We start from the raw sequence: 19531 nt of genomic DNA on the forward strand, positions 1-19531 counted from the left end.
AATGCCATGAGCGACGCCAGGCAACCCCGGCTTACCGTGCTCTACGTCGATGACGAAGAGATGGCATGCAAGTATTTTGCCCGCGCGGTCGGTGCGGAGTACGAGGTGCTGGTCGCCAGCGGCGCGGACGAGGCGATCGGCATCCTGCGCCGCGAGGGCGCGCGCGTGGCGGTGCTGGTGACGGACTTCCGCATGCCCGGGCGCGACGGCGGCGACCTGCTGCGCCAGATCGCGCTCGAATATCCGCAGATCGTGCGCATGCTGGTGACGGCCTATGCCGACAAGGACATGCTGCTGCAGACGGTCAATACCGGCGAGGTCTTCCGAATCCTGGAGAAGCCGCTCGGGCTCAGCCAGGTGCGCGACGCGCTGCGCATGGCGGCGGAGCGCTATCGCGAACGCTCGATGCGCCACCAGCGCCTGATGGCCATCGACGAGACGCTGGCCTTCCTGGCGCACGAACTCAACACGCCGCTGGCGGCGATCGCAAATTTTGCGCGCGGTATCGAAAGCCGGATCGTGGCGGAATACAATCCGCAGCGCCAGACCGAGATCGGCCAGGCGGCCAGCGCGATGCACGACAACGCACAGTATTGCCTGGCGGTGATCTCGTCGTTCCTGCAGTCGGTGCGCAGCAGCGGCAGCCGGCCGAGCACGCAGGCCACCGCCAGCCGTGAAGTGACCGCCGGCGGGCTGATCGCCGCGTTGCTCGATACCTACCCGTTTGCGGGAGCGCAGCGGGAGTGGGTGCAGGTTGAACTGCAAGAAGATTTTGCCGTGCGCACGTTGCCCAACTGCGTGGCGCTGGTGCTGTCGTCGCTGCTGTCCAATGCGCTGCGTGCGCTCGACGGCATCGACGGGCCTTCGCTGCGTTTCGTGGTGACGGCCGAGCCCGAGGCCGCGATCCGTATTTGCGACAACGGCCCGGGCATCCCGCCGGAGGTGATGGGGCGCCTTCTGGTGGACCCGGTTACTACCCACGCGAGCACCGGTGGCAATGGCCTGGGCATGATTTTCTGCAACCGTGTGATGCAGTCTTTCGGTGGCGGTATCCGGATCGAATCGATGGCCGGGGCCGGTACCACCGTAACGCTGGATTTCCCCAATACAAAGAGTCGAATGCATAGGAGTGATCGATGAACGAACCGAATGCCACGCAGGCACCATCACCGGCGATTCTGTTCGTCGATGACGAAGCCACGGCGGTCAAGTATTTCCAGCGTGCCATCGGCGCCCTGGCGCCAGTCGTGACCGGCGGCTCGGTTGAAGAAGGCAAGGCGCTGCTGGATGCGCACGCCGACAGCCTGGCGGTGCTGGTTTCCGACCAGCGCATGCCGGGCGAATACGGCAACGAGCTGCTGCGCTACGCGCGCGAGCGCTACCCGCATATCGTGCGTATCCTGACCACTGCCTATTCGGAGATCGAGCATACCGTCGCGGCCGTCAACGAAGGCCAGATCCATCGCTACATCAAGAAGCCGTGGGACATCACCGCACTGCGCATGGAGCTCAAGCAGGCGCTCGAGATGGCGGGCCTGCGCAAGGAGCGCGACCAGCTCGTGCGCGAGAAGCTGAGCGTGCTGCAGAAGCAGACCGTCGCCACGCGCGTGGGGCTGGTGCGCGCACTGGTGGCCAGCCTGATCGGCACGGATCGCTTCCAGCCGGTCGAGACCTACCTGGCATCGGCCGCATTGGCCGGCGTGCAGAACCCCGAGCCGGACTGGCTGCTGATGGACTACGCTGATCTGGTGGCGGCGGAAAGCCGGCGCAGCGGTGGCTTCGGCTTCGCGGTGGCGGCGCAGCTCGCCGCGCTGCGCACGCGCTTTGCCGGGCGCGGCGCAGGCGACGCAGTCACGGTGCTGGCCGACGTGCTGGCTGAAGTACCGTCCACGGGCGAAGGCGCCGCGGCGGTGCGCCGCGATGGCGATGCGCTGGTCTGGACCCGGCCTGCTGCGCTGGCCGAATACCTCGGCGAGCCGGTCAAGAAGGAAGTCTCGGCGCAGCACGCCGTCTGGCTTGCCGGGCTGCTATGGCTGGAAGAGGCGGGCGGCGCGCTCAAGGCCGCGCGCGAGGGCGATGTCATCGTCTGCCGCGTTGCCGCGCGCACGACGGAATTCTCGACGGACCGCCTTGCGGTGTGGATCGAGCAGTTCTGATCCGGGCAGTGCCGCGCCGCGCAGGCGGCAGGGCAAGAAAATGGGCACCCGGAGGTGCCCATTTTTCATGGTCGCGAGCCAGGCCCGGGGCCGTCAGGCCTGCGCGCCGTAGTTCGGGTCGTCGCGGTCGATTTCGCCCGGCTTCTTCTCGCCCTTGACCAGGTCCTCGCGCTTGACGCCGAACCACATGGCCAGCGCCGCGGCGACGAACACCGAGGAGTAGATGCCGAACAGGATACCGACGGTCAGCGCCAGCGCGAAGTAGTGCAGGGTGGGACCGCCGAAGAAGAACATCGACAACACCATCATTTCGGTCGAGCCGTGGGTGATGATGGTCCGCGAGATGGTACTGGTGATCGCGTTGTCGATGATCTCGTGCGTGCTCATCTTGCGGTACTTGCGGAAGTTCTCGCGGATCCGGTCGAAGATCACCACCGACTCGTTGACCGAGTAGCCCAGCACCGCCAGGATCGCCGCCAGCACCGACAGCGAGAACTCCCACTGGAAGAAGGCGAAGAAGCCGAGGATGATCACCACGTCGTGCAGGTTGGCGATGATGCCCGCCACCGCGAACTTCCATTCGAAGCGGAACGACAGGTAGATCACGATGCCGGCCACCACGCACAGCAGCGCCAGCAGGCCGTCGGTGGCCAGTTCCTTGCCCACCTGCGGGCCGACGAATTCCACGCGCTGCAGCTTGACTTCAGGCGTGGCGGCCTGCAGCGCGCCCATGACCTGCTCGCTCTGCTGGGCCGAGGTGACGGGCTTGCCGTCCGGGCCCTTCTGCAGCGGCAGGCGGATCATCACGTCGCGCGAGGTGCCGAAGTTCTGCACCTGCACGTCGGTATAGCCGAGCTTGCCGACCTGGCCACGGATCTTCTCGAGATCGGCGGTCTGCTGGTAGTTGACCTCCATCACCGTGCCGCCGGTGAACTCGATCGACAGGTGCAGGCCCTTGTGCCAGAGGAAGAACACGGCCGCGGCAAACGTCAGGAAGGAAATCACGTTGAAGACCAACGCGTGCTTCATGAACGGAATGTCGCGCCGGATGCGGAAGAATTCCATGTTGAATCCTGTTCTGTACGGCAGCCCTTGCTGCCGTTCTTGTGCTGTTTGGCGGCCGCGCGCCTGGCGCGGCCGCCTTGATGCTGTCCCGATGCTTACTTGGTGACGGTGCCCTGGCTGTCCGAGCCCGGCTTCCAGATCTGGCCGATCGCCACGCTCTGCAGCTTCTTCTTGCGGCCGTACCAGAGGTTGACCAGGCCGCGGTTGAAGAACACCGCCGAGAACATCGAGGTCAGGATGCCCAGGCAGTGGACCACGGCAAAGCCGCGCACCGGGCCCGAACCGAAGGCCAGCAGCGCCAGGCCGGCGATCAGCGTGGTCACGTTCGAGTCAAGGATGGTGGCCCAGGCGCGGTCGAAGCCGGTGGCGATGGCGACCTGCGGCGAAGCGCCCGCGCGCAGCTCTTCGCGGATGCGCTCGTTGATCAGCACGTTGGCGTCGATGGCCATGCCCAGCACCAGCGCGATAGCGGCGATGCCCGGCAGGGTCAGCGTGGCCTGCAGCATCGACAGCACCGCCACCAGCAGCAGCAGGTTGATGGCCAGCGCGGCCACCGAGAACACGCCGAACAGCATGTAGTACAGCACCATGAAGATGGCGATGGCGCTGAAGCCGTAGGCCACCGAGTCAAAGCCCTTCTTGATGTTGTCCGCGCCCAGCGACGGGCCGATGGTGCGCTCTTCGATGATTTCCATCGGCGCGGCCAGCGAGCCGGCGCGCAGCAGCAGGGCCAGGTCGTTGGCGGCTTCGGTGGAGTACGAGCCGGTGATCTGGAAGCTCGAGCCCAGTTCGGACTGGATCGTCGCCACCGTCAGCACTTCGCCCTTGCCCTTCTCGAACAGCACGATGCCCATCGGCTTGCCGATGTTCTCGCGCGATACGTCGCGCAGCACGCGCCCGCCCTGGGCATCGAGCTTGATATTGACCGAGGGGCGCTGGTTGTGGTCGAAGCCCGCCGAGGCGCTCTCGATGCGGTCGCCGGTGAAGATGACCTGCTTCTTGAGCACCACCGGGGCGCCGTTGCCTTGCGTGAACAGCTCGCTGCCGAACGGGATCGGGTCGCCCGGGCGCGGCGCGCGCGGCGCGTCGGGATCGGCCAGGCGGGCTTCCAGCGTGGCGGTGCGGCCGATGATGTCCTTGGCCTTGGCGGTGTCCTGCACGCCAGGCAGCTGCACCACGATGCGGTCGGCGCCTTGCTGCTGGATCACCGGTTCGGCCACGCCGAGTTCGTTGACCCGGTTGTGCAGGGTGGTGATGTTCTGCTTGACCGCCGAGTCCTGCACGGCCTTGCGCGCGGCGTCGGTGAACACGCCGGAGATATTGTTGCCGTCCGGCGCGAAGGCCAGTTCGCGCAGGTTGTCGGCAAGGATGCCACGCGCCTTGGCAGCGTCGTCGGCATTGTTGAAGCGCACCGTCAGGCGCTCGCCGTCGCGGTCGATGCCGCCGTGGCGGATGCCCTTGTCGCGCAGCAGGGTGCGCGCGTCGCCGGCCAGGCTGTCGAGTTTCTTGTCGACCGCGCCCTTCATGTCCACCTGCAGCAGGAAGTGCACGCCGCCGCGCAGGTCCAGGCCCAGGTACATCGGCAGCGCGTGCATGGCGGTCAGCCAGCGCGGCGAGCCCGACAGCAGGTTCAGCGCCACCACATAGGTGGCGTCATTGGCATCCGGGTTGAGCGCGCGCGTCAGGACGTCCTTGGCCTTGAGCTGCTCGTCGGGCGTGCGAAAGCGTGCCTTGACCGAGCCGGACTGGCCGTTGACGTCGAAGAACATGCCGTCGGGCTGCAGGCTGTTCTGCGCCAGGATCTGCTCGATCTGCTTCTGCGTGGCCAGGTCGACCTTGACCGTGGCCTTGGCGGAGGAAACCTGCACGGCAGGCGCCTCGCCGAAGAAGTTCGGCAGCGTATAGGTGATGCCGATGGCCAGCGCCACCAGGATCACGAGGTATTTCCAAAGCGGATAACGATTCATCTTTGGCCAGTCGTTCTGCGGTTGGCGGGGCCGAGCGTACCGTTCGACGGTATCGTCAGCGGGAGATCGGCACCGCCGCACCGGTTGGCAAACAGCCGCCTGGCATCCACGGGCAACCCCGGGCTGGATCAGGCGGCTGCGGGGGCACGCGCGCTAAAGGCGTGCCGGGAAGGGCGAAATAAGCCGGCGAGAAGGCAGCGAAGCGGCAGCAGGGCGGCAGCGCAAAGGGCGCGCTGCCTGCGGCGCGATGCTCAGAGCGACTTCAGCGAGCCCTTGGGCAGCACGGTGGTCACGGCGCTCTTCTGCACGGTGATTTCGGTGCCGGCTGCGATCTCGACGGTCACGTACTGCTCGTTCACCTTGGTCACGCGGCCAAGGATGCCGCCGGCGGTGACGACTTCATCGTTCTTGGCCAGGGCTTCCAGCATTGCCTTCGATTCCTTCTGGCGCTTCATCTGCGGGCGGATCATGATGAACCACAGCACCGCGAACATCAGGATGATGGGCAGGAAACTCATCAGGCCACCCGCCGCGCCACCGGTTACACCGGCAGTCTGGGCAAATGCGTTAGAAATCAGCACGTCGCTTCTCCGTCACAAAGTCAATCAGTTAGTCGATCATTCTACCACCCGCTTGCAACCGCATTGCACGCCCGATCGGGGCATTTGCAGGGGTTTACGGGTTTGTTCGGGGCGCCTTGCGAGCCGCCTGGACACGCCGGACCCCGCTGTTCGACCGCCGCCCGGCGGAAAGTTCACGGGACCCGGGTGGCCTCTACTGCGCTCCGCGCGCGCGGTCCGCGGCAAAGCGCGCCCGGAAGGCTTCGAAGCGGTGCTGCTCGATGGCCTCGCGCATCTCTGCCATCAGCTGCAGGTAGTAGTGCAGGTTGTGGATGGTGTTCAGGCGCGCGCCCAGGATCTCGCCGACGCGGTGCAGGTGATGCAGGTAGGCGCGCGAGAAATTGCGGCAGGTATAGCAGCCGCAGCTTTCGTCCAGCGGGCGGGTGTCGCTGCGGTGGACCGCGTTCTTGATCTTGACGTCGCCGAAGCGCGTGAACAGCCAGCCGTTGCGGGCATTGCGGGTCGGCATCACGCAGTCGAACATGTCGACGCCGGCGGCCACGCCCGCCACCAGGTCCTCGGGCGTGCCCACGCCCATCAGGTAATGCGGCTTGTGCGCCGGCAGGCGCGGCGCCACGTGCTCCAGCACCCGCATCATGTCTTCCTTGGGCTCGCCCACCGACAGCCCGCCGATGGCGTAGCCGTGGAAGTCCAGCTCGGACAGGCCGGCGAGCGACTCGTCGCGCAGGTCCTCGAACATGCCGCCCTGGACGATGCCGAACAGCGCGTTGGGGTTGGCCAGGCGGTTGAATTCGTCGATCGAGCGCTTGGCCCAGCGCAGGCTCATGCGCATCGAGGTGGCCGCCTCGGCGTGCGTGGCCGGGCGGTTGTCGATCTCGTACGGCGTGCACTCGTCGAACTGCATGACGATGTCGGAATTCAGCGTGCGCTGGATCTGCATCGAGATCTCGGGCGAGAGGAACAGCTTGTCGCCGTTGACGGGCGAGGCGAAGGTCACGCCATCCTCGGTGATCTTGCGCAGCGCGCCCAGCGAGAACACTTGGAAGCCGCCCGAATCGGTCAGGATCGGCTTGTCCCAGCCCATGAAGCGGTGCAGGCCGCCGTGGCTCTCGACCACTTCCAGGCCGGGGCGCAGCCACAGGTGGAAGGTGTTGCCCAGGATGATCTGCGAGCCGATCTCGTTGAGCTCGAGCGGCGACATCGCCTTGACCGAGCCGTAGGTGCCGACCGGCATGAAGATCGGGGTCTCGACCACGCCGTGGTTGAGGGTGACGCGGCCGCGGCGGGCGTTGCCGTCGGTGGTGAGCAGTTCGAAGTCGAGCATGGCGGGTATCTTGGAAGCGGTTTCTGGCTGGCGCGGCGCGCTCAGGGCTGCGGCTGGCGCGTGAGCAGCATGGCGTCGCCGTAGCTGAAGAAGCGGTAGCGCTGTTCCACCGCATGGCGGTAGGCGGCGCGGATGGGCTCCACGCCGGCCAGCGCCGATACCAGCATCAGCAGGGTCGACTTGGGCAGGTGGAAGTTGGTGATGAGCGCGTCGACCACGCGGAAGCGGTAGCCGGGCGTGATGAAGATGTCGGTATCGCCGCGGCCGGCGGCCAGCGTGCCGTCGGCCGCGCCGGCCGATTCCAGCGCGCGCAGCGAGGTGGTGCCGACCGCGATCACCCGGCCGCCGGCGGCGCGCGTGTCGCGCACGGCCTGGGCCAGTTCCCCGGAGATCTCGTACCACTCGGCGTGCATCTTGTGCTCGGCCAGGTTCTCGGTGCGCACCGGCTGGAAGGTGCCGGCGCCCACGTGCAAGGTCAGGAAGCCGCGCCGCACGCCGAGCGCATCGAGCCGCGCGAACAGGGCGTCGTCGAAATGCAGGCCGGCGGTGGGCGCGGCCACGGCGCCGGGATTGCGCGCGTAGACGGTCTGGTAGCGGGTTTCGTCGTAGGCGTCGGGGTCGTGGGTGATATAGGGCGGCAGCGGCAGGCGGCCGTACTGCTCGATCAGGTCCAGCGCCGGCGCGGGGAAGCGCAGCGTGAAGAACTGGTCCACGCGCGGGCCCACGGTGACCTCGAAGGCATCCGCCAGGCGGATCCGGCTGCCCTCGGGCGGCGTCTTGGACGCGCGCACCTGGGCCAGCACGGTATCGGTGTCCAGCACGCGCTCGACCAGCACCTCGACCTTGCCGCCGCTGCCCTTCTGGCCGAAAAAGCGTGCCTTGATCACGCGCGTGTCGTTGAACACCAGCAGGTCGGACGGGCGCAGGTAGTCCGCCACATCGGCAAAGACGCGGTCCGCCATGCGCGTGACACCCGTCTGCGCCTCGGTCTCCACCACCAGCAGCCGGCTGGCGGCGCGCTCGGGCAGGGCGGTCTGCGCGATCAGTTCTGGCGGGAGCGGGAAATCGAAATCGGACAACGTCAGCATCATGGGGGGCAAAAACGGCAGCGGGCCGCGCAGTGGCGCGGCCGGCATAGGTACAATCGGCGAATCCGGTATTGTAAGGCTTGGGGCGGCAGCGCCGCCCGGGCGCGCATGATATCGCCTATTTGCCGGTCCTTCGCGGCCCCTCGCGGCCCCTGGCGACCGCTTGCGTCACCCTGCCGCGGCAGGTATCCGACACCACACGCTTACTCGCCACAACACTGCCGCCCGATGCCAGGAACCGCTCCCGACCCGATCCAGGAAACCGCCGACAGCCCGGCGCCGGCCGCGGGCAAGCCGGCGCGCCCCGGCAAGGCCGCGGCGGCCAAGGGCGGCGCGGCGGGCAAGCCATCCTCGGCCATGGCGCGCCTGCACAAGCTCGGCCTCAAGCGCGATGTCGACCTGGTGCTGCACCTGCCCATGCGCTACGAGGACGAGACCTCGCTGCAGCCGATCGCCGAGGCGATCCGGCGCGCCGGGCTGGGCCTGACGGCGCAGGTCGAGGGCGTGGTCGCCTCCAACGAGGTCACCTTCCGCCCGCGCCGCCAGATGGTGGTGAAGATCGCCGACGACAGCGGCGAGCTGACGCTGCGCTTCCTGAATTTCTACGGCAACCAGGCCCAGCAGATGGCCGAGGGCGCCAGCCTGCGCGTGCGCGGCGAGGTGCGCGGCGGCTTCTTCGGCGCGGAGATGGTGCACCCCACGGTGCGCACGGTAGCGCCCGGCGAGCCGCTGCCGGACCGCCTCACGCCGGTCTATCCGAGCACCGCCGGCATTCCGCAGACCTACCTGCGCAAAGCCATCGGCGGCGCGCTGGGGCGCACGCCGCTGCCCGAGACCCTGCCGCACCCGGTGCTGCAAGGACCCCTGGCCCAGCTCAAGCTGCGGCCGCTGCCGGAGTGCCTGCGCCTGCTGCACGCGCCGCCGCAGGAGGTGGACGAAGCCGCGCTGACCGAGCGTTCGCACCCCGCCTGGCAGCGCATCAAGTTCGACGAGCTGCTGGCCCAGCAGCTTTCGCTCAAGCGTTCGCAGGCCGCGCGGCGCGACAAGAGCGCGCCGCCCATGCCGCGCCGCGCCGGCGGGCTGCTGACGGGCTTCCTGGCCGCGCTGCCGTTCAAGCTCACCGGCGCGCAGCAGCGCGTGGTCGAGGAAATCGCCACCGACATGGGCGCGCCGCACCCGATGCACCGCCTGCTGCAGGGCGACGTCGGCAGCGGCAAGACCATCGTCGCCGCACTGGCGGCCTGCCAGGCCATCGATGCCGGCTACCAGGCCGCGCTGATGGCGCCTACCGAAATCCTGGCCGAGCAGCACTTCCGCAAGCTCTCCGCCTGGCTGGAGCCGCTCGGCGTGACGGTGGTATGGCTGGCCGGCAGCCTCAAGGCGCGCGCCAAGCGCGAGGCCGCGGCGCGGGTCGAATCGGGCGAGGCCAGGCTGGTCATCGGCACCCACGCCCTGATCCAGGACAGCGTGAAATTCGCGCGGCTGGGCTTGTCGGTGGTGGACGAGCAGCACCGCTTCGGCGTGGCGCAGCGGCTGGCGCTGCGCGGCAAGGCCGACGCCGATGGCGGCGAGGCCGTGCCGGCCGCACGCGGCGGCGCGCCCGCCGAAACCGTGCCGCACCAGCTGATGATGTCGGCCACGCCGATCCCGCGCACGCTGGCCATGACCTACTACGCCGATCTCGACGTTTCGGTGATCGATGAACTGCCGCCCGGGCGCAGCCCGGTGGTCACGCGGCTGGTCAACGATGCGCGCCGCGACGAGGTGATCGAGCGCGTGCATCATGCCGCCGCCGACGGCCGCCAGATCTACTGGGTCTGCCCGCTGATCGAGGAGAGCGAGGCGCTGCAGCTGCAGACTGCCGTGGAGACCTACGAAACCCTGGTCGCGGCGCTGCCCGAGCTCAAGGTGGGGCTGGTGCATGGCCGGCTGCCGCCGGCGGAGAAGGCCGCGGTGATGGGCGATTTCATCGCCAACCGGCTGCAAGTGCTGGTCGCCACCACGGTGATCGAGGTCGGGGTGGACGTGCCCAACGCCTCGCTGATGGTGATCGAGCATGCCGAGCGCTTCGGCCTGGCGCAGCTGCACCAGTTGCGCGGCCGGGTCGGGCGGGGGAGTGCGGAATCGGTCTGCCTGCTGATGTACCAGGCGCCGCTGTCGCCCACGGCGAAGGAGCGCCTGGCCACCATGCGCGAGACCACGGATGGCTTCGAGATCGCCCGGCGCGACCTGCAGATCCGCGGCCCCGGCGAGTTCCTCGGCGCGCGCCAGTCCGGCGAGGCGATGCTGCGCTTCGCCGACCTGGAAACCGATGCCTGGCTGGTCGACTACGCGCAGGAGGCTGCCGAACTGATGCTGGCGCGCTACCCCGAAGCCGTGGAGGCGCACCTGCTGCGCTGGCTCGGCGGGCGCGAGCATTTCCTCAAGGCTTGAGGCCTCCGGCGGCGACAAGTGCCGCAGCCTGCACGTCATGTTCCGGGCCGGGGTATCGTGCGCGCCGCATTGATCCTGGCTCTGACAGAACCGTGAATCGAAGGTAAAATCTATCGCCTAACGGGAATTGATAAGTCATGACGCTCACCGAACTCAAGTACATCGTCGCCGTGGCGCGTGAGCGCCATTTCGGCCGGGCCGCGGAAGCCTGCTTCGTATCGCAGCCGACCTTGTCGGTCGCCATCAAGAAGCTGGAAGACGAGCTCAATGTGCAGATTTTCGAGCGCGGGACCTCCGAGGTCTCGGTGACGCCCATCGGCGAGCAGATCGTGGCGCAGGCCCAGCGCGTGCTGGAGCAGACCATGGCCATCCGCGAGATCGCCAAGCAGGGCAAGGACCCGCTGGCCGGGCCGCTGCGCCTGGGGGTGATCTACACGATCGGGCCCTACCTGCTGCCTTCGCTGGTCAAGGAAATGATCCAGACCGTGCCGCAGATGCCGCTGATGCTGCAGGAGAACTACACGGTCAAGCTGATCGAGCTGCTCAAGCAGGGCGAGATCGACTGCGCCATCATGGCCGAGCCGTTCGCCGATTCCGGCCTGACCGTGCAGCCCCTGTACGACGAACCCTTCGTGGTGGCGGTGCCGCGCGGGCACCAGCTGGAATCGGCCGGCAAGGTCGATCCCGACGAGCTCAAGCAGCAGACCATGCTGCTGCTGGGTAGCGGCCATTGCTTCCGCGACCAGGTGCTGGGCGTATGCCCGGAGCTGTCGCGCTTCTCGCAGGCGGCCGACGGCATCCAGAAGACCTTCGAGGGCTCCTCGCTGGAAACCATCCGTCACATGGTGGCCAGCGGTGTCGGCATCACCGTGCTGCCGCGCACCTCGGTCGCCGACCTGAGGCCGGGCAAGAACGACCTGCTGGCCTATGTGCCGTTCACCGACCCCGTGCCCGACCGGCGCGTGGTGCTGGCCTGGCGCAAGAGCTTTACGCGCCTTCCCGCCATGGAGGCGCTGCGCCGCGCCGTGGCCGCGTGCGCGCTGCCTGGCGTCAGCATGCTGGCCGCCAAGGAGCTGGCCGAGGCCGCCTGAGCGGCCTGTCCTTCCGGGCGGGTGGTCCTGCCCGCCTGTCCTGCCCCTCCTGCCCCTCCTTTCCCTCCCTCCATCCCCCTTCTATTTCCCGCGCATTCCCTGCGTGCGCTGGCCGAACCTGCCGGCCGACATAGGTGACGTCTATTTCATAGTTAGAAATTATTAAATTCCAAACTTGATAGATCGACCTTAGACTTCCTGCATCGACACATTACGTGCCGGTCACTCAGAGGAGTCCTGGATGGAAGGCATCCGATCCACCACAACGGGCAGCATCCTGCGCGCGCTGGCAGGCTGCGTGGCCGATTGCCTTGCCTGTTGCGCCGCGGTGTACTGAAATTAGCCAGCGGCCATGCAGAGCCCGCCCCAGCCAGGATTCCAGATCACCCAATCACCCGATCACCCACAAGAAGAGGGCATGATGAGCAAGGACAAGGATGTTCTCACCACTGGCGCGGGCGCGCCGGTTGCCGACAACCAGAACTCGTTGACCGCGGGCCCGCGCGGTCCCATGTTGCTGCAGGATGTGTGGTTCCTCGAGAAACTCGCGCACTTCGACCGCGAGGTCATTCCCGAGCGGCGCGTGCACGCCAAGGGCTCCGGTGCCCACGGTACCTTCACCGTCACGCACGACATCAGCAAGTACAGCAAGGCCTCGGTATTCGCCCAGACAGGCAAGCAGACGCCGATCTTCATCCGCTTTTCCACCGTGGCCGGCGAGCGCGGCGCGGCCGACGCCGAGCGCGACGTGCGCGGCTTCTCGATCAAGTTCTACACGGACGAAGGCAACTGGGACGTGGTGGGCAACAACACGCCGGTGTTCTTCGTGCGCGACCCGCTCAAGTTCCCCGACTTCATCCATACGCAGAAACGCAACCCGCGCACCAACCTGCGCGACCCGATCGCCGTGTGGGACTTCTGGTCGCGCCATCCGGAGTCGCTGCACCAGGTCACCATCCTGATGAGCGACCGCGGCCTGCCGCAGAACTATCGCCAGATCCACGGCTTCGGCTCGCACACGTATTCGTTCATCAACGCCGCGAACGAGCGCTTCTGGGTCAAGTTCCACTTCAAGTCGGCGCAGGGCATCGCCAACTGGACCAATGAAGAGGCGGCCAAGGTAGTCGCGGGCGATCGCGAGAGCGCGCAGCGCGACCTGTTCGAGAACATCGAGCGCGGCAACTTCCCGCGCTGGAACGTGCGCGTGCAGGTCATGCCGGAGGCCGACGCCGCCAAGTACCACCTCAACCCGTTCGATCTCACCAAGGTGTGGCCGCACAAGGACTACCCGCTGATCGACGTCGGCGTGCTGGAGCTCAACCGCAACCCGGACAACTACTTCGCCGAAGTGGAGCAGGTGGCGATGAATCCCGCCAACGTGGTGCCCGGCATCAGCTTCTCGCCCGACAAGATGCTGCAGGGCCGGCTGTTCTCGTACGGTGACACGCAGCGCTATCGCCTGGGCGTGAACCACAACCAGATCCCGGTCAACGCGCCGCGCAACCCGTCGGTCAACAGCTTCCACCGCGACGGCGCGATGCGGGTGGACGGCAACCAGGGCGCCAAGATCAACTACGAGCCGAACCGCCAGGGCGCCTATGCCGCCAGCGAGCGCGCGGCCGAGCCGCCGCTGGCCGTGGGCGGGGACGCGGACCGCTTCGACCACCGCGAGGACAGCGACTACTACAGCCAGCCAGGTGCCCTGTTCCGCCTGTTCGACGAGGCGCAGCGCCAGCGCCTGTATTCGAATATCGCGGCCGCGATGCGGGGCGTGCCCGAAGAGATCGTGCGCGTGCAGCTGGAGCACTTCGCCAAGGCCGATCCGGCCTACGCGGAAGGCGTCAGGCGCGCACTCGACCTGAAGTAAACCGCGTCCGCGCCGGCGCCCCGGATGGCGCCGGCGCAGCGCGGCAACCCAAGGCAAGGAGGACCATCATGGCCATGATCGATATGTTCGTCAGCGAGCTGCAGCAACTGCGGCATGATGCGCACGACCGCGCCGGCCACGCCGATGCCGCGCGCCTGCAACGCAAGCTGTGGCGCAAGGAAATCGGCATGGCGGTGATCGCGCTGGGCGCGGCCGCGGTGCTCTTCAATGCCGCGCGGGGTTTGCTGGCCGGTTTGTCGGCCTTCGGCGGGTGATGCGATAATGTGCGGGTTGTGCCGCGTTGCATGGCGCGGCAGTTATCGTGGCCACCCCAGATTGGAGCGTACCTATCATGGCAAAGAAGAATGAGATGAGCGTGAACATCGGCATTTCCGACAAAGAGCGCAAGAAAATCGCGGAAGGCCTCTCGAAGCTGCTGGCGGATACCTACACGCTCTATCTCAAGACCCATAACTTTCACTGGAACGTGACGGGTCCGATGTTCAACACGCTGCACCTGATGTTCGAGGCGCAGTACACCGAGCTGGCGCTGGCCGTGGACTCCATCGCGGAGCGCATCCGCGCGCTGGGCTACCCGGCACCGGGCACCTACAAGGAGTACGCCCGCCTGTCGTCGATCGCCGAGGAAGAGGGCGTGCCCGAAGCCACCGACATGATCCGCAAGCTGGTCGAAGGCCAGGAAGCCGTGGTGCGCACCGCGCGCTCGCTGTTCCCGGTGATCGACGCGGCCGGCGACGAACCCTCGGCCGACCTGCTGACCCAGCGCATGCAGACGCACGAAAAGACCGCATGGATGCTGCGCTCGATGCTGGCCTGAGCGCCGTCCCGGTGTCGTGCGCGCGCCCCTCCGGCGCCAGCTGACGGCACCGTGCCCCGCGCGCCGCGCCCTGACCGGGTCGCGGCGCGTTTCCGTTTCATGTCCCGCTGTCCGGGACCCCGCATTCCCCTGTCCGCAGTCCGCATCGCGGGCCTCTGCCATGTTCGAACGCCTCGCCCTGTACGCGCGCCTCGTGCGCATCGACAAGCCCATCGGCACGCTGCTGCTGCTCTGGCCCACGCTATGGGCGCTCTGGATGGCCGCGGGCGGCCCGCCGGCGTGGAGCCTGTTCTGGATCTTTTTCGCCGGCACCTTCCTGATGCGCTCCGCCGGCTGCGCCATGAACGACTGGGCCGACCGCGACTTCGACAAGCACGTCAAGCGCACCAGGGAGCGTCCGCTCACGGCCGGCAAGATCAAGGCGTGGGAAGCCATCGCGGTGGCGGTGGTGCTGGCCTTGCTGGCTTTCATGCTGATCCTGCCGCTCAATGCGCTGACCAAGTGGCTGGCGGTGGCGGCCGCCTTTATCGCGGCCACCTATCCCTTCTTCAAGCGCTTCTTCGCCATCCCGCAGGCCTATCTCGGCATTGCCTTCGGCTTCGGCATCCCGATGGCGTTCGCCGCCGTGCAGGGCGAGGTGCCCGCGGCGGCGTGGATCATGCTGCTGGCCAATGTGTTCTGGGCCGTCGCCTACGACACCGCGTATGCGATGGTGGACCGCGACGATGACCTGCTGCTCGGCATGAAGACCTCGGCGATCACCTTCGGCCGCTACGACGTGGCTGCCATCATGCTGTGCTACGCGGCCTTTCTCGGCCTGATGGGATGGGCGGGCGCGCGGTTCGGGCTCGGCTGGCCCTACTGGGCGGGCCTGGCGGCCGCGGCCGGCTGCGCGGTCTATCACTACACGCTGATCCGCGGCCGGGACCGCATGCAGTGCTTTGCCGCGTTCCGGCACAACAACTGGCTGGGCGCGTGCGTGTTCGCCGGGACGGCGGTGGCCTACGCGATTCGTTGAAGGCGTGGCCTGGCCGGGCCTTCGAGCGGCGCATATCCCGATGGTTTGCTCCCCTCTCCCGCCTGCGGGAGAGGGCGCCAGGGCAGCGGGTGCCAGGACGGCGGGCACCAGGACAGCGGGCAGCGCCGCCGGTGCGGGCGCATCTCGCCGGCTTCGTTTCGGCTCCGGGGGCTATGCTCCCGTTCAGTCCTTGCCGAACTCCGCGCCCATTTCGGTGGCGCGTGCCGCCGCCGCATGCATGGCCTTCACGAAGGACTCGCCGATGCCGGCGTCCTGCATTGCGGTGAGCGCCGCGTAGGTCGTGCCGCCCTTCGATGTCACGCGCTCGCGCAGCAGGCTGACCGGCTCGTCCGACTGCGCCGCCAGCGCGGCGGCGCCGCGGAAGGTCTCCACCGCCAGCGCACGCCCCTGCTCGGGCGTCAGGCCGAGTTCGGCGGCCGCCTTTTCCATCGCCTCGATGAAATAGAAGACATAGGCCGGGCCGCTGCCGGAAATCGCCGTGACGGCGTCGATCCGGGCGTCGTCCGCCACCCATTCGCATTTGCCCACCGCACTGGCCAGCGCGCCGGCGATCTCGCGGTCGCGTTCGCCCAGCCCGGGTGCCGCGGCCAGGCCGGTCATGCCCATGCCGGCCAGCGCCGGGGTGTTCGGCATGGCGCGCACCAGGCGCTGGTGGCCGCCGAACCAGCGCTGCATGTCGGACAGGCGGATGCCGGCGGCCACGCTGACGATCAGGTTGTCGGCGAGATGCGGCGCCAGCGATGCCGCCGCTGCGTGGAACTGCTGCGGCTTGACCGCGAGCACCAGTACGTCGCTGGCGCCGAAGGCGGCGTCGGGCGTGCCGGACGCATGCACGCCGTGGTCGCGCCGCAGGCGCGCCTGGGCATCCTCGAAGGGATCGACCACGCGGATCGAGCTGGCGGGTACGCCGCGGGCGATCAGGCCGCCGATCAGGGCAGTCGCCATATTGCCGCCGCCGAGGAAGCCGAAGGTGAGGGTGTCGAGCATGGGTTTTCTTTGTCTCTTGCTGGAGTTCGTTTTGGGGAGCGCGCGGTCAGCCGTGCGCGACGGGGGCCGCATGGCCGGTTCCGGCCGCCGCGCCATAGTCGCGCGCGCCGAAGATGGCGGTACCGATGCGCACGATGGTGGCCCCTTCGGCGATGGCGGCGTCCATGTCGGCGGACATGCCCATCGACAGGGTGTCCAGGTCCAGGCCCTGCGCGCGCAACTCGCCCAGCAGCGCGCGCATGGCGGCGAACGGACGGCGCTGCGCGGCCATGTCGCCGGCCGGTTCGGGAATTGCCATCAGCCCGCGCAGCCGCAGCCCGGGCAGTGCGGCCACGGCGTGCGCCAGCGCGGGCGCTTCTGCCGGCGTCACGCCGCTTTTGCTGGCTTCGCCGCTGATATTGACCTGCAGGCAGACCTGCAGCGGCGGCAGCGCGGCCGGACGCTGCGCCGACAGGCGCTCGGCGATGCGCAGGCGGTCGATGGCATGGACCCAGTCGAAATGCTCGGCCACGATGCGTGTCTTGTTGCTTTGCAGGGGGCCGATGAAGTGCCAGCAGATGGCGTCGCGCAGGGCGGCCAGCCGGGCGATCTTGTCCACGCCTTCCTGCACGTAGTTCTCGCCGAAGGCGCGCTGGCCGGCGTCGAAGGCGTCCTGCACGGCGGCGGCGGGGAAGGTCTTGGAAACCGCCAGGAGGCTGACGTCACCGTCCGCCCGTCCGGCCTGTTGTGCGGCTGCCGCGACGCGCCGGTGCACGGCTTGCAAGTTGGCGGCGATTACAGACATAATCCGGCGAACATATCAAGAAGTACAACAAAGTACGACAAAAATAGGGTGGGGTCATTATAGATGGACATCGCGCAGCTATTGGCTTTCGCCGTCAAGAACAAGGCGTCCGATCTCCATCTCTCGGCAGACATGCCGCCGATGGTACGTATCCACGGCGACATGCGCCGCATCAACGTGGCCGCAATGGCGCACAAGGATGTCCACGCCATGGTGTACGACATCATGGGCGACACCCAGCGCAAGCAATATGAAGAACGCCTGGAGATCGACTTCTCGTTCGAGATTTCCGGCCTTTCCCGCTTCCGGGTCAACGCGTACAACACGCAGCGCGGCGCGGCCGCGGTGTTCCGGACCATTCCTTCCAAGGTACTGACGCTCGAGGACCTCAAGACGCCGGCGGTGTTCGCCGACCTGTGCATGAAGCCGCGCGGCCTGGTGCTGGTGACCGGGCCCACCGGCTCGGGCAAGTCCACCACGCTGGCGGCGATGGTGGACCACCGCAACGATCACGACATGGGCCACATCCTCACGGTGGAAGACCCGATCGAATTCGTGCACACCTCGAAGAAGAGCCTGATCAACCAGCGCGAACTGGGGCCGCACACGCACTCGTTCGCCAACGCGCTGCGCTCGGCCCTGCGCGAAGACCCGGACGTGGTGCTGGTGGGTGAGTTGCGCGACCTGGAAACCATTCGCCTGGCGCTGACCGCCGCGGAAACCGGTCACCTGGTGTTCGCCACGCTGCACACCAGCTCCGCGGCCAAGACCATCGACCGTGTGGTCGACGTGTTCCCGCCGGAGGAAAAGGACATGGTGCGCACCATGTTGTCCGAATCGCTCGAGGCGGTGATTTCGCAGACGCTGCTCAAGACGCGCGACGGCAACGGCCGTACCGCCGCGCATGAGATCATGATCGCCACGCCGGCCATCCGCCACCTGATCCGCGAGAACAAGATCGCGCAGATGTACTCGATGATGCAGACCAGCAGCGGGCTGGGCATGCAGACGCTGGACCAGTGCCTGTCGGACCTGATCAAGCGCGGCGTGATCGGCTACAACGACGCGCGCGCCATCGCCAAGAATCCCGACTCCTTCGCGGGCTGAGGCCCACCGCGGAACCAACACCGCACCCGAACCAGGTGACCGCCATGCTCGACCGCGAATCCGCTGCCAAGTACATCAATGACCTGCTCGAGCTGATGGTGAACAACCGCGGCTCGGACCTCTTCATCACCGCCGATTTCCCGCCGGCCATCAAGGTCGACGGCAAGATCACGCCGGTTTCGCAGCAGCCGCTGATCCCGGCCCAGGCCCTGGGCCTGGTGCGCTCGATCATGAACGAGCGCCAGACCACCGAGTTCGACGGCAGCCGCGAATGCAATTTCGCCATCTCGGTGCCCAACGCCGGGCGCTTCCGCGTCTCCGCCTTCATCCAGCAGGGCAAGGCCGGCATGGTGGTACGGACCATCAACACGCGCATCCCGTCGGTGGGCGATCTCGACCTGCCGCAGACACTGCACGAAATCGTGATGGCCAAGCGCGGCCTGGTGATCGTCACCGGCGCCACCGGCTCGGGCAAGTCGACCTCGCTGGCGGCCATGCTCGATCACCGCAACGCGCATTCGTACGGGCATATCATTACCATCGAGGACCCGATCGAATACGTGCACGCGCACCAGAACTGCATCGTCACGCAGCGCGAGGTGGGCATCGATACGGATTCCTGGCACATTGCGCTGAAGAACACGCTGCGCCAGGCGCCCGACGTGATCCTGATCGGCGAGATCCGCGACCGCGAGACCATGGAGTACGCCATGCAGTACGCCGAGACCGGCCACCTGTGCCTGGCCACGCTGCACGCCAACAACGCCAACCAGGCCATCGACCGTATCGTCAACTTCTTCCCCGAGGAAAAGCGCCAGCAGTTGCTGATCGACCTGTCGCTCAACCTGAAGGCGATGATCTCGCAGCGCCTGCTGCCGCGCCAGGGCCAGAAGGGCCGGGTGCCGGCGGTGGAAATCATGATCGGCACGCCGCTGGTGGCCGACCTGATCTTCAAGGGCGAGATCCATGCGCTCAAGGAGGTCATCAAGAAATCGCGCGAGCAAGGCATGGTTTCGTTCGACCAGGCGCTGTTCGATCTCTACGAGTCCGGCAAGATCAGCTACGAAGATGCGCTGAAGAATGCCGACTCGCTCAACGACCTGCGGCTGATGATCAAGCTGCACGGCAGCCGGGCCCGCGAGAGCGACCTTGGCGCCGGCACCGAACATCTCAACGTGATCTGACCTGCCGCGCCAGGCCAAGC

17 protein-coding genes are annotated in these 19531 nt (G+C 67.3%); 10 read left to right on the plus strand and 7 right to left on the minus strand.

Annotated features, from left to right (window positions below):
- Positions 1 to 6: 6 nt before the first annotated feature.
- Positions 7 to 1140 carry a hybrid sensor histidine kinase/response regulator gene (locus tag AC1DKV_RS10365; protein WP_441618428.1) on the plus strand — a complete coding sequence of 378 codons (1134 nt, stop codon included), beginning with the start codon at positions 7 to 9 and terminating at the stop codon, positions 1138 to 1140.
- A complete protein-coding gene (locus AC1DKV_RS10370) occupies positions 1137 to 2156 on the plus strand; it encodes a response regulator (protein ID WP_441618430.1) in 1020 nt (339 codons plus the stop codon). The genes AC1DKV_RS10365 and AC1DKV_RS10370 overlap by 4 nt, the downstream gene beginning before the upstream one ends.
- A gap of 93 nt (positions 2157 to 2249) precedes the next feature.
- On the opposite strand, the gene secF is transcribed toward AC1DKV_RS10370, so the two are convergent.
- The 5 genes from secF to queA form a co-directional block, all read right to left on the minus strand.
- Complete coding sequence (gene secF, locus AC1DKV_RS10375; RefSeq protein WP_441618432.1) at positions 2250 to 3221, minus strand: protein translocase subunit SecF; 972 nt, start codon at positions 3219 to 3221, stop codon at positions 2250 to 2252.
- Between the two features lie 95 nt (positions 3222 to 3316).
- The gene (secD, locus tag AC1DKV_RS10380) at positions 3317 to 5188 is read right to left on the minus strand and encodes a protein translocase subunit SecD (protein ID WP_441618434.1); all 1872 of its coding nucleotides are present in this window, start codon (positions 5186 to 5188) and stop codon (positions 3317 to 3319) included.
- 251 nt (positions 5189 to 5439) lie between these two features.
- Positions 5440 to 5769: a preprotein translocase subunit YajC gene (gene yajC / locus AC1DKV_RS10385; RefSeq protein WP_006157582.1), complete on the minus strand. Its 330-nt coding sequence runs from the start codon at positions 5767 to 5769 to the stop codon at positions 5440 to 5442.
- 193 nt (positions 5770 to 5962) lie between these two features.
- The gene (gene tgt / locus AC1DKV_RS10390) at positions 5963 to 7093 is read right to left on the minus strand and encodes a tRNA guanosine(34) transglycosylase Tgt (protein WP_441618437.1); all 1131 of its coding nucleotides are present in this window, start codon (positions 7091 to 7093) and stop codon (positions 5963 to 5965) included.
- Between the two features lie 41 nt (positions 7094 to 7134).
- Positions 7135 to 8181, minus strand: coding sequence for a tRNA preQ1(34) S-adenosylmethionine ribosyltransferase-isomerase QueA (gene queA, locus AC1DKV_RS10395; protein WP_441618718.1), 1047 nt, complete (start codon positions 8179 to 8181; stop codon positions 7135 to 7137).
- A 228-nt stretch (positions 8182 to 8409) separates the two neighbouring features.
- Between queA and recG the strand changes: the two genes are divergently transcribed.
- From recG to ubiA, 6 genes are all read left to right on the plus strand, one after another.
- Positions 8410 to 10614: an ATP-dependent DNA helicase RecG gene (recG, locus tag AC1DKV_RS10400; RefSeq protein ID WP_441618439.1), complete on the plus strand. Its 2205-nt coding sequence runs from the start codon at positions 8410 to 8412 to the stop codon at positions 10612 to 10614.
- Between the two features lie 137 nt (positions 10615 to 10751).
- Positions 10752 to 11705, plus strand: a complete 954-nt coding sequence (locus tag AC1DKV_RS10405; RefSeq protein ID WP_441618441.1) for a LysR substrate-binding domain-containing protein — start codon at positions 10752 to 10754, stop codon at positions 11703 to 11705.
- Between the two features lie 421 nt (positions 11706 to 12126).
- Positions 12127 to 13572, plus strand: a complete 1446-nt coding sequence (locus tag AC1DKV_RS10410; protein WP_441618720.1) for a catalase — start codon at positions 12127 to 12129, stop codon at positions 13570 to 13572.
- A 68-nt stretch (positions 13573 to 13640) separates the two neighbouring features.
- Positions 13641 to 13847 carry a hypothetical protein gene (locus tag AC1DKV_RS10415; protein ID WP_441618443.1) on the plus strand — a complete coding sequence of 69 codons (207 nt, stop codon included), beginning with the start codon at positions 13641 to 13643 and terminating at the stop codon, positions 13845 to 13847.
- A gap of 77 nt (positions 13848 to 13924) precedes the next feature.
- A complete protein-coding gene (locus AC1DKV_RS10420; protein WP_441618445.1) occupies positions 13925 to 14410 on the plus strand; it encodes a Dps family protein in 486 nt (161 codons plus the stop codon).
- Positions 14411 to 14570: 160 nt separating this feature from the next.
- Complete coding sequence (gene ubiA, locus AC1DKV_RS10425; protein WP_441618447.1) at positions 14571 to 15428, plus strand: 4-hydroxybenzoate octaprenyltransferase; 858 nt, start codon at positions 14571 to 14573, stop codon at positions 15426 to 15428.
- Between the two features lie 183 nt (positions 15429 to 15611).
- Here the strand turns inward: ubiA and proC are convergent, their stop codons facing one another.
- Both proC and AC1DKV_RS10435 read right to left on the minus strand, forming a co-directional pair.
- Positions 15612 to 16436, minus strand: coding sequence for a pyrroline-5-carboxylate reductase (gene proC, locus AC1DKV_RS10430; RefSeq protein ID WP_441618449.1), 825 nt, complete (start codon positions 16434 to 16436; stop codon positions 15612 to 15614).
- Positions 16437 to 16482: 46 nt separating this feature from the next.
- A complete protein-coding gene (locus AC1DKV_RS10435) occupies positions 16483 to 17220 on the minus strand; it encodes a YggS family pyridoxal phosphate-dependent enzyme (protein WP_441618451.1) in 738 nt (245 codons plus the stop codon).
- A gap of 63 nt (positions 17221 to 17283) precedes the next feature.
- Here AC1DKV_RS10435 and AC1DKV_RS10440 point away from each other — a divergent pair, with 63 nt between their 5' ends.
- Both AC1DKV_RS10440 and AC1DKV_RS10445 read left to right on the plus strand, forming a co-directional pair.
- A complete protein-coding gene (locus tag AC1DKV_RS10440) occupies positions 17284 to 18327 on the plus strand; it encodes a type IV pilus twitching motility protein PilT (protein ID WP_441618453.1) in 1044 nt (347 codons plus the stop codon).
- Between the two features lie 44 nt (positions 18328 to 18371).
- Positions 18372 to 19511: a PilT/PilU family type 4a pilus ATPase gene (locus AC1DKV_RS10445; protein ID WP_441618455.1), complete on the plus strand. Its 1140-nt coding sequence runs from the start codon at positions 18372 to 18374 to the stop codon at positions 19509 to 19511.
- The last annotated feature ends 20 nt before the right edge of the window (positions 19512 to 19531 follow it).

The sequence above is a fragment of the Cupriavidus sp. 05T41 genome, from assembly GCF_056396525.1.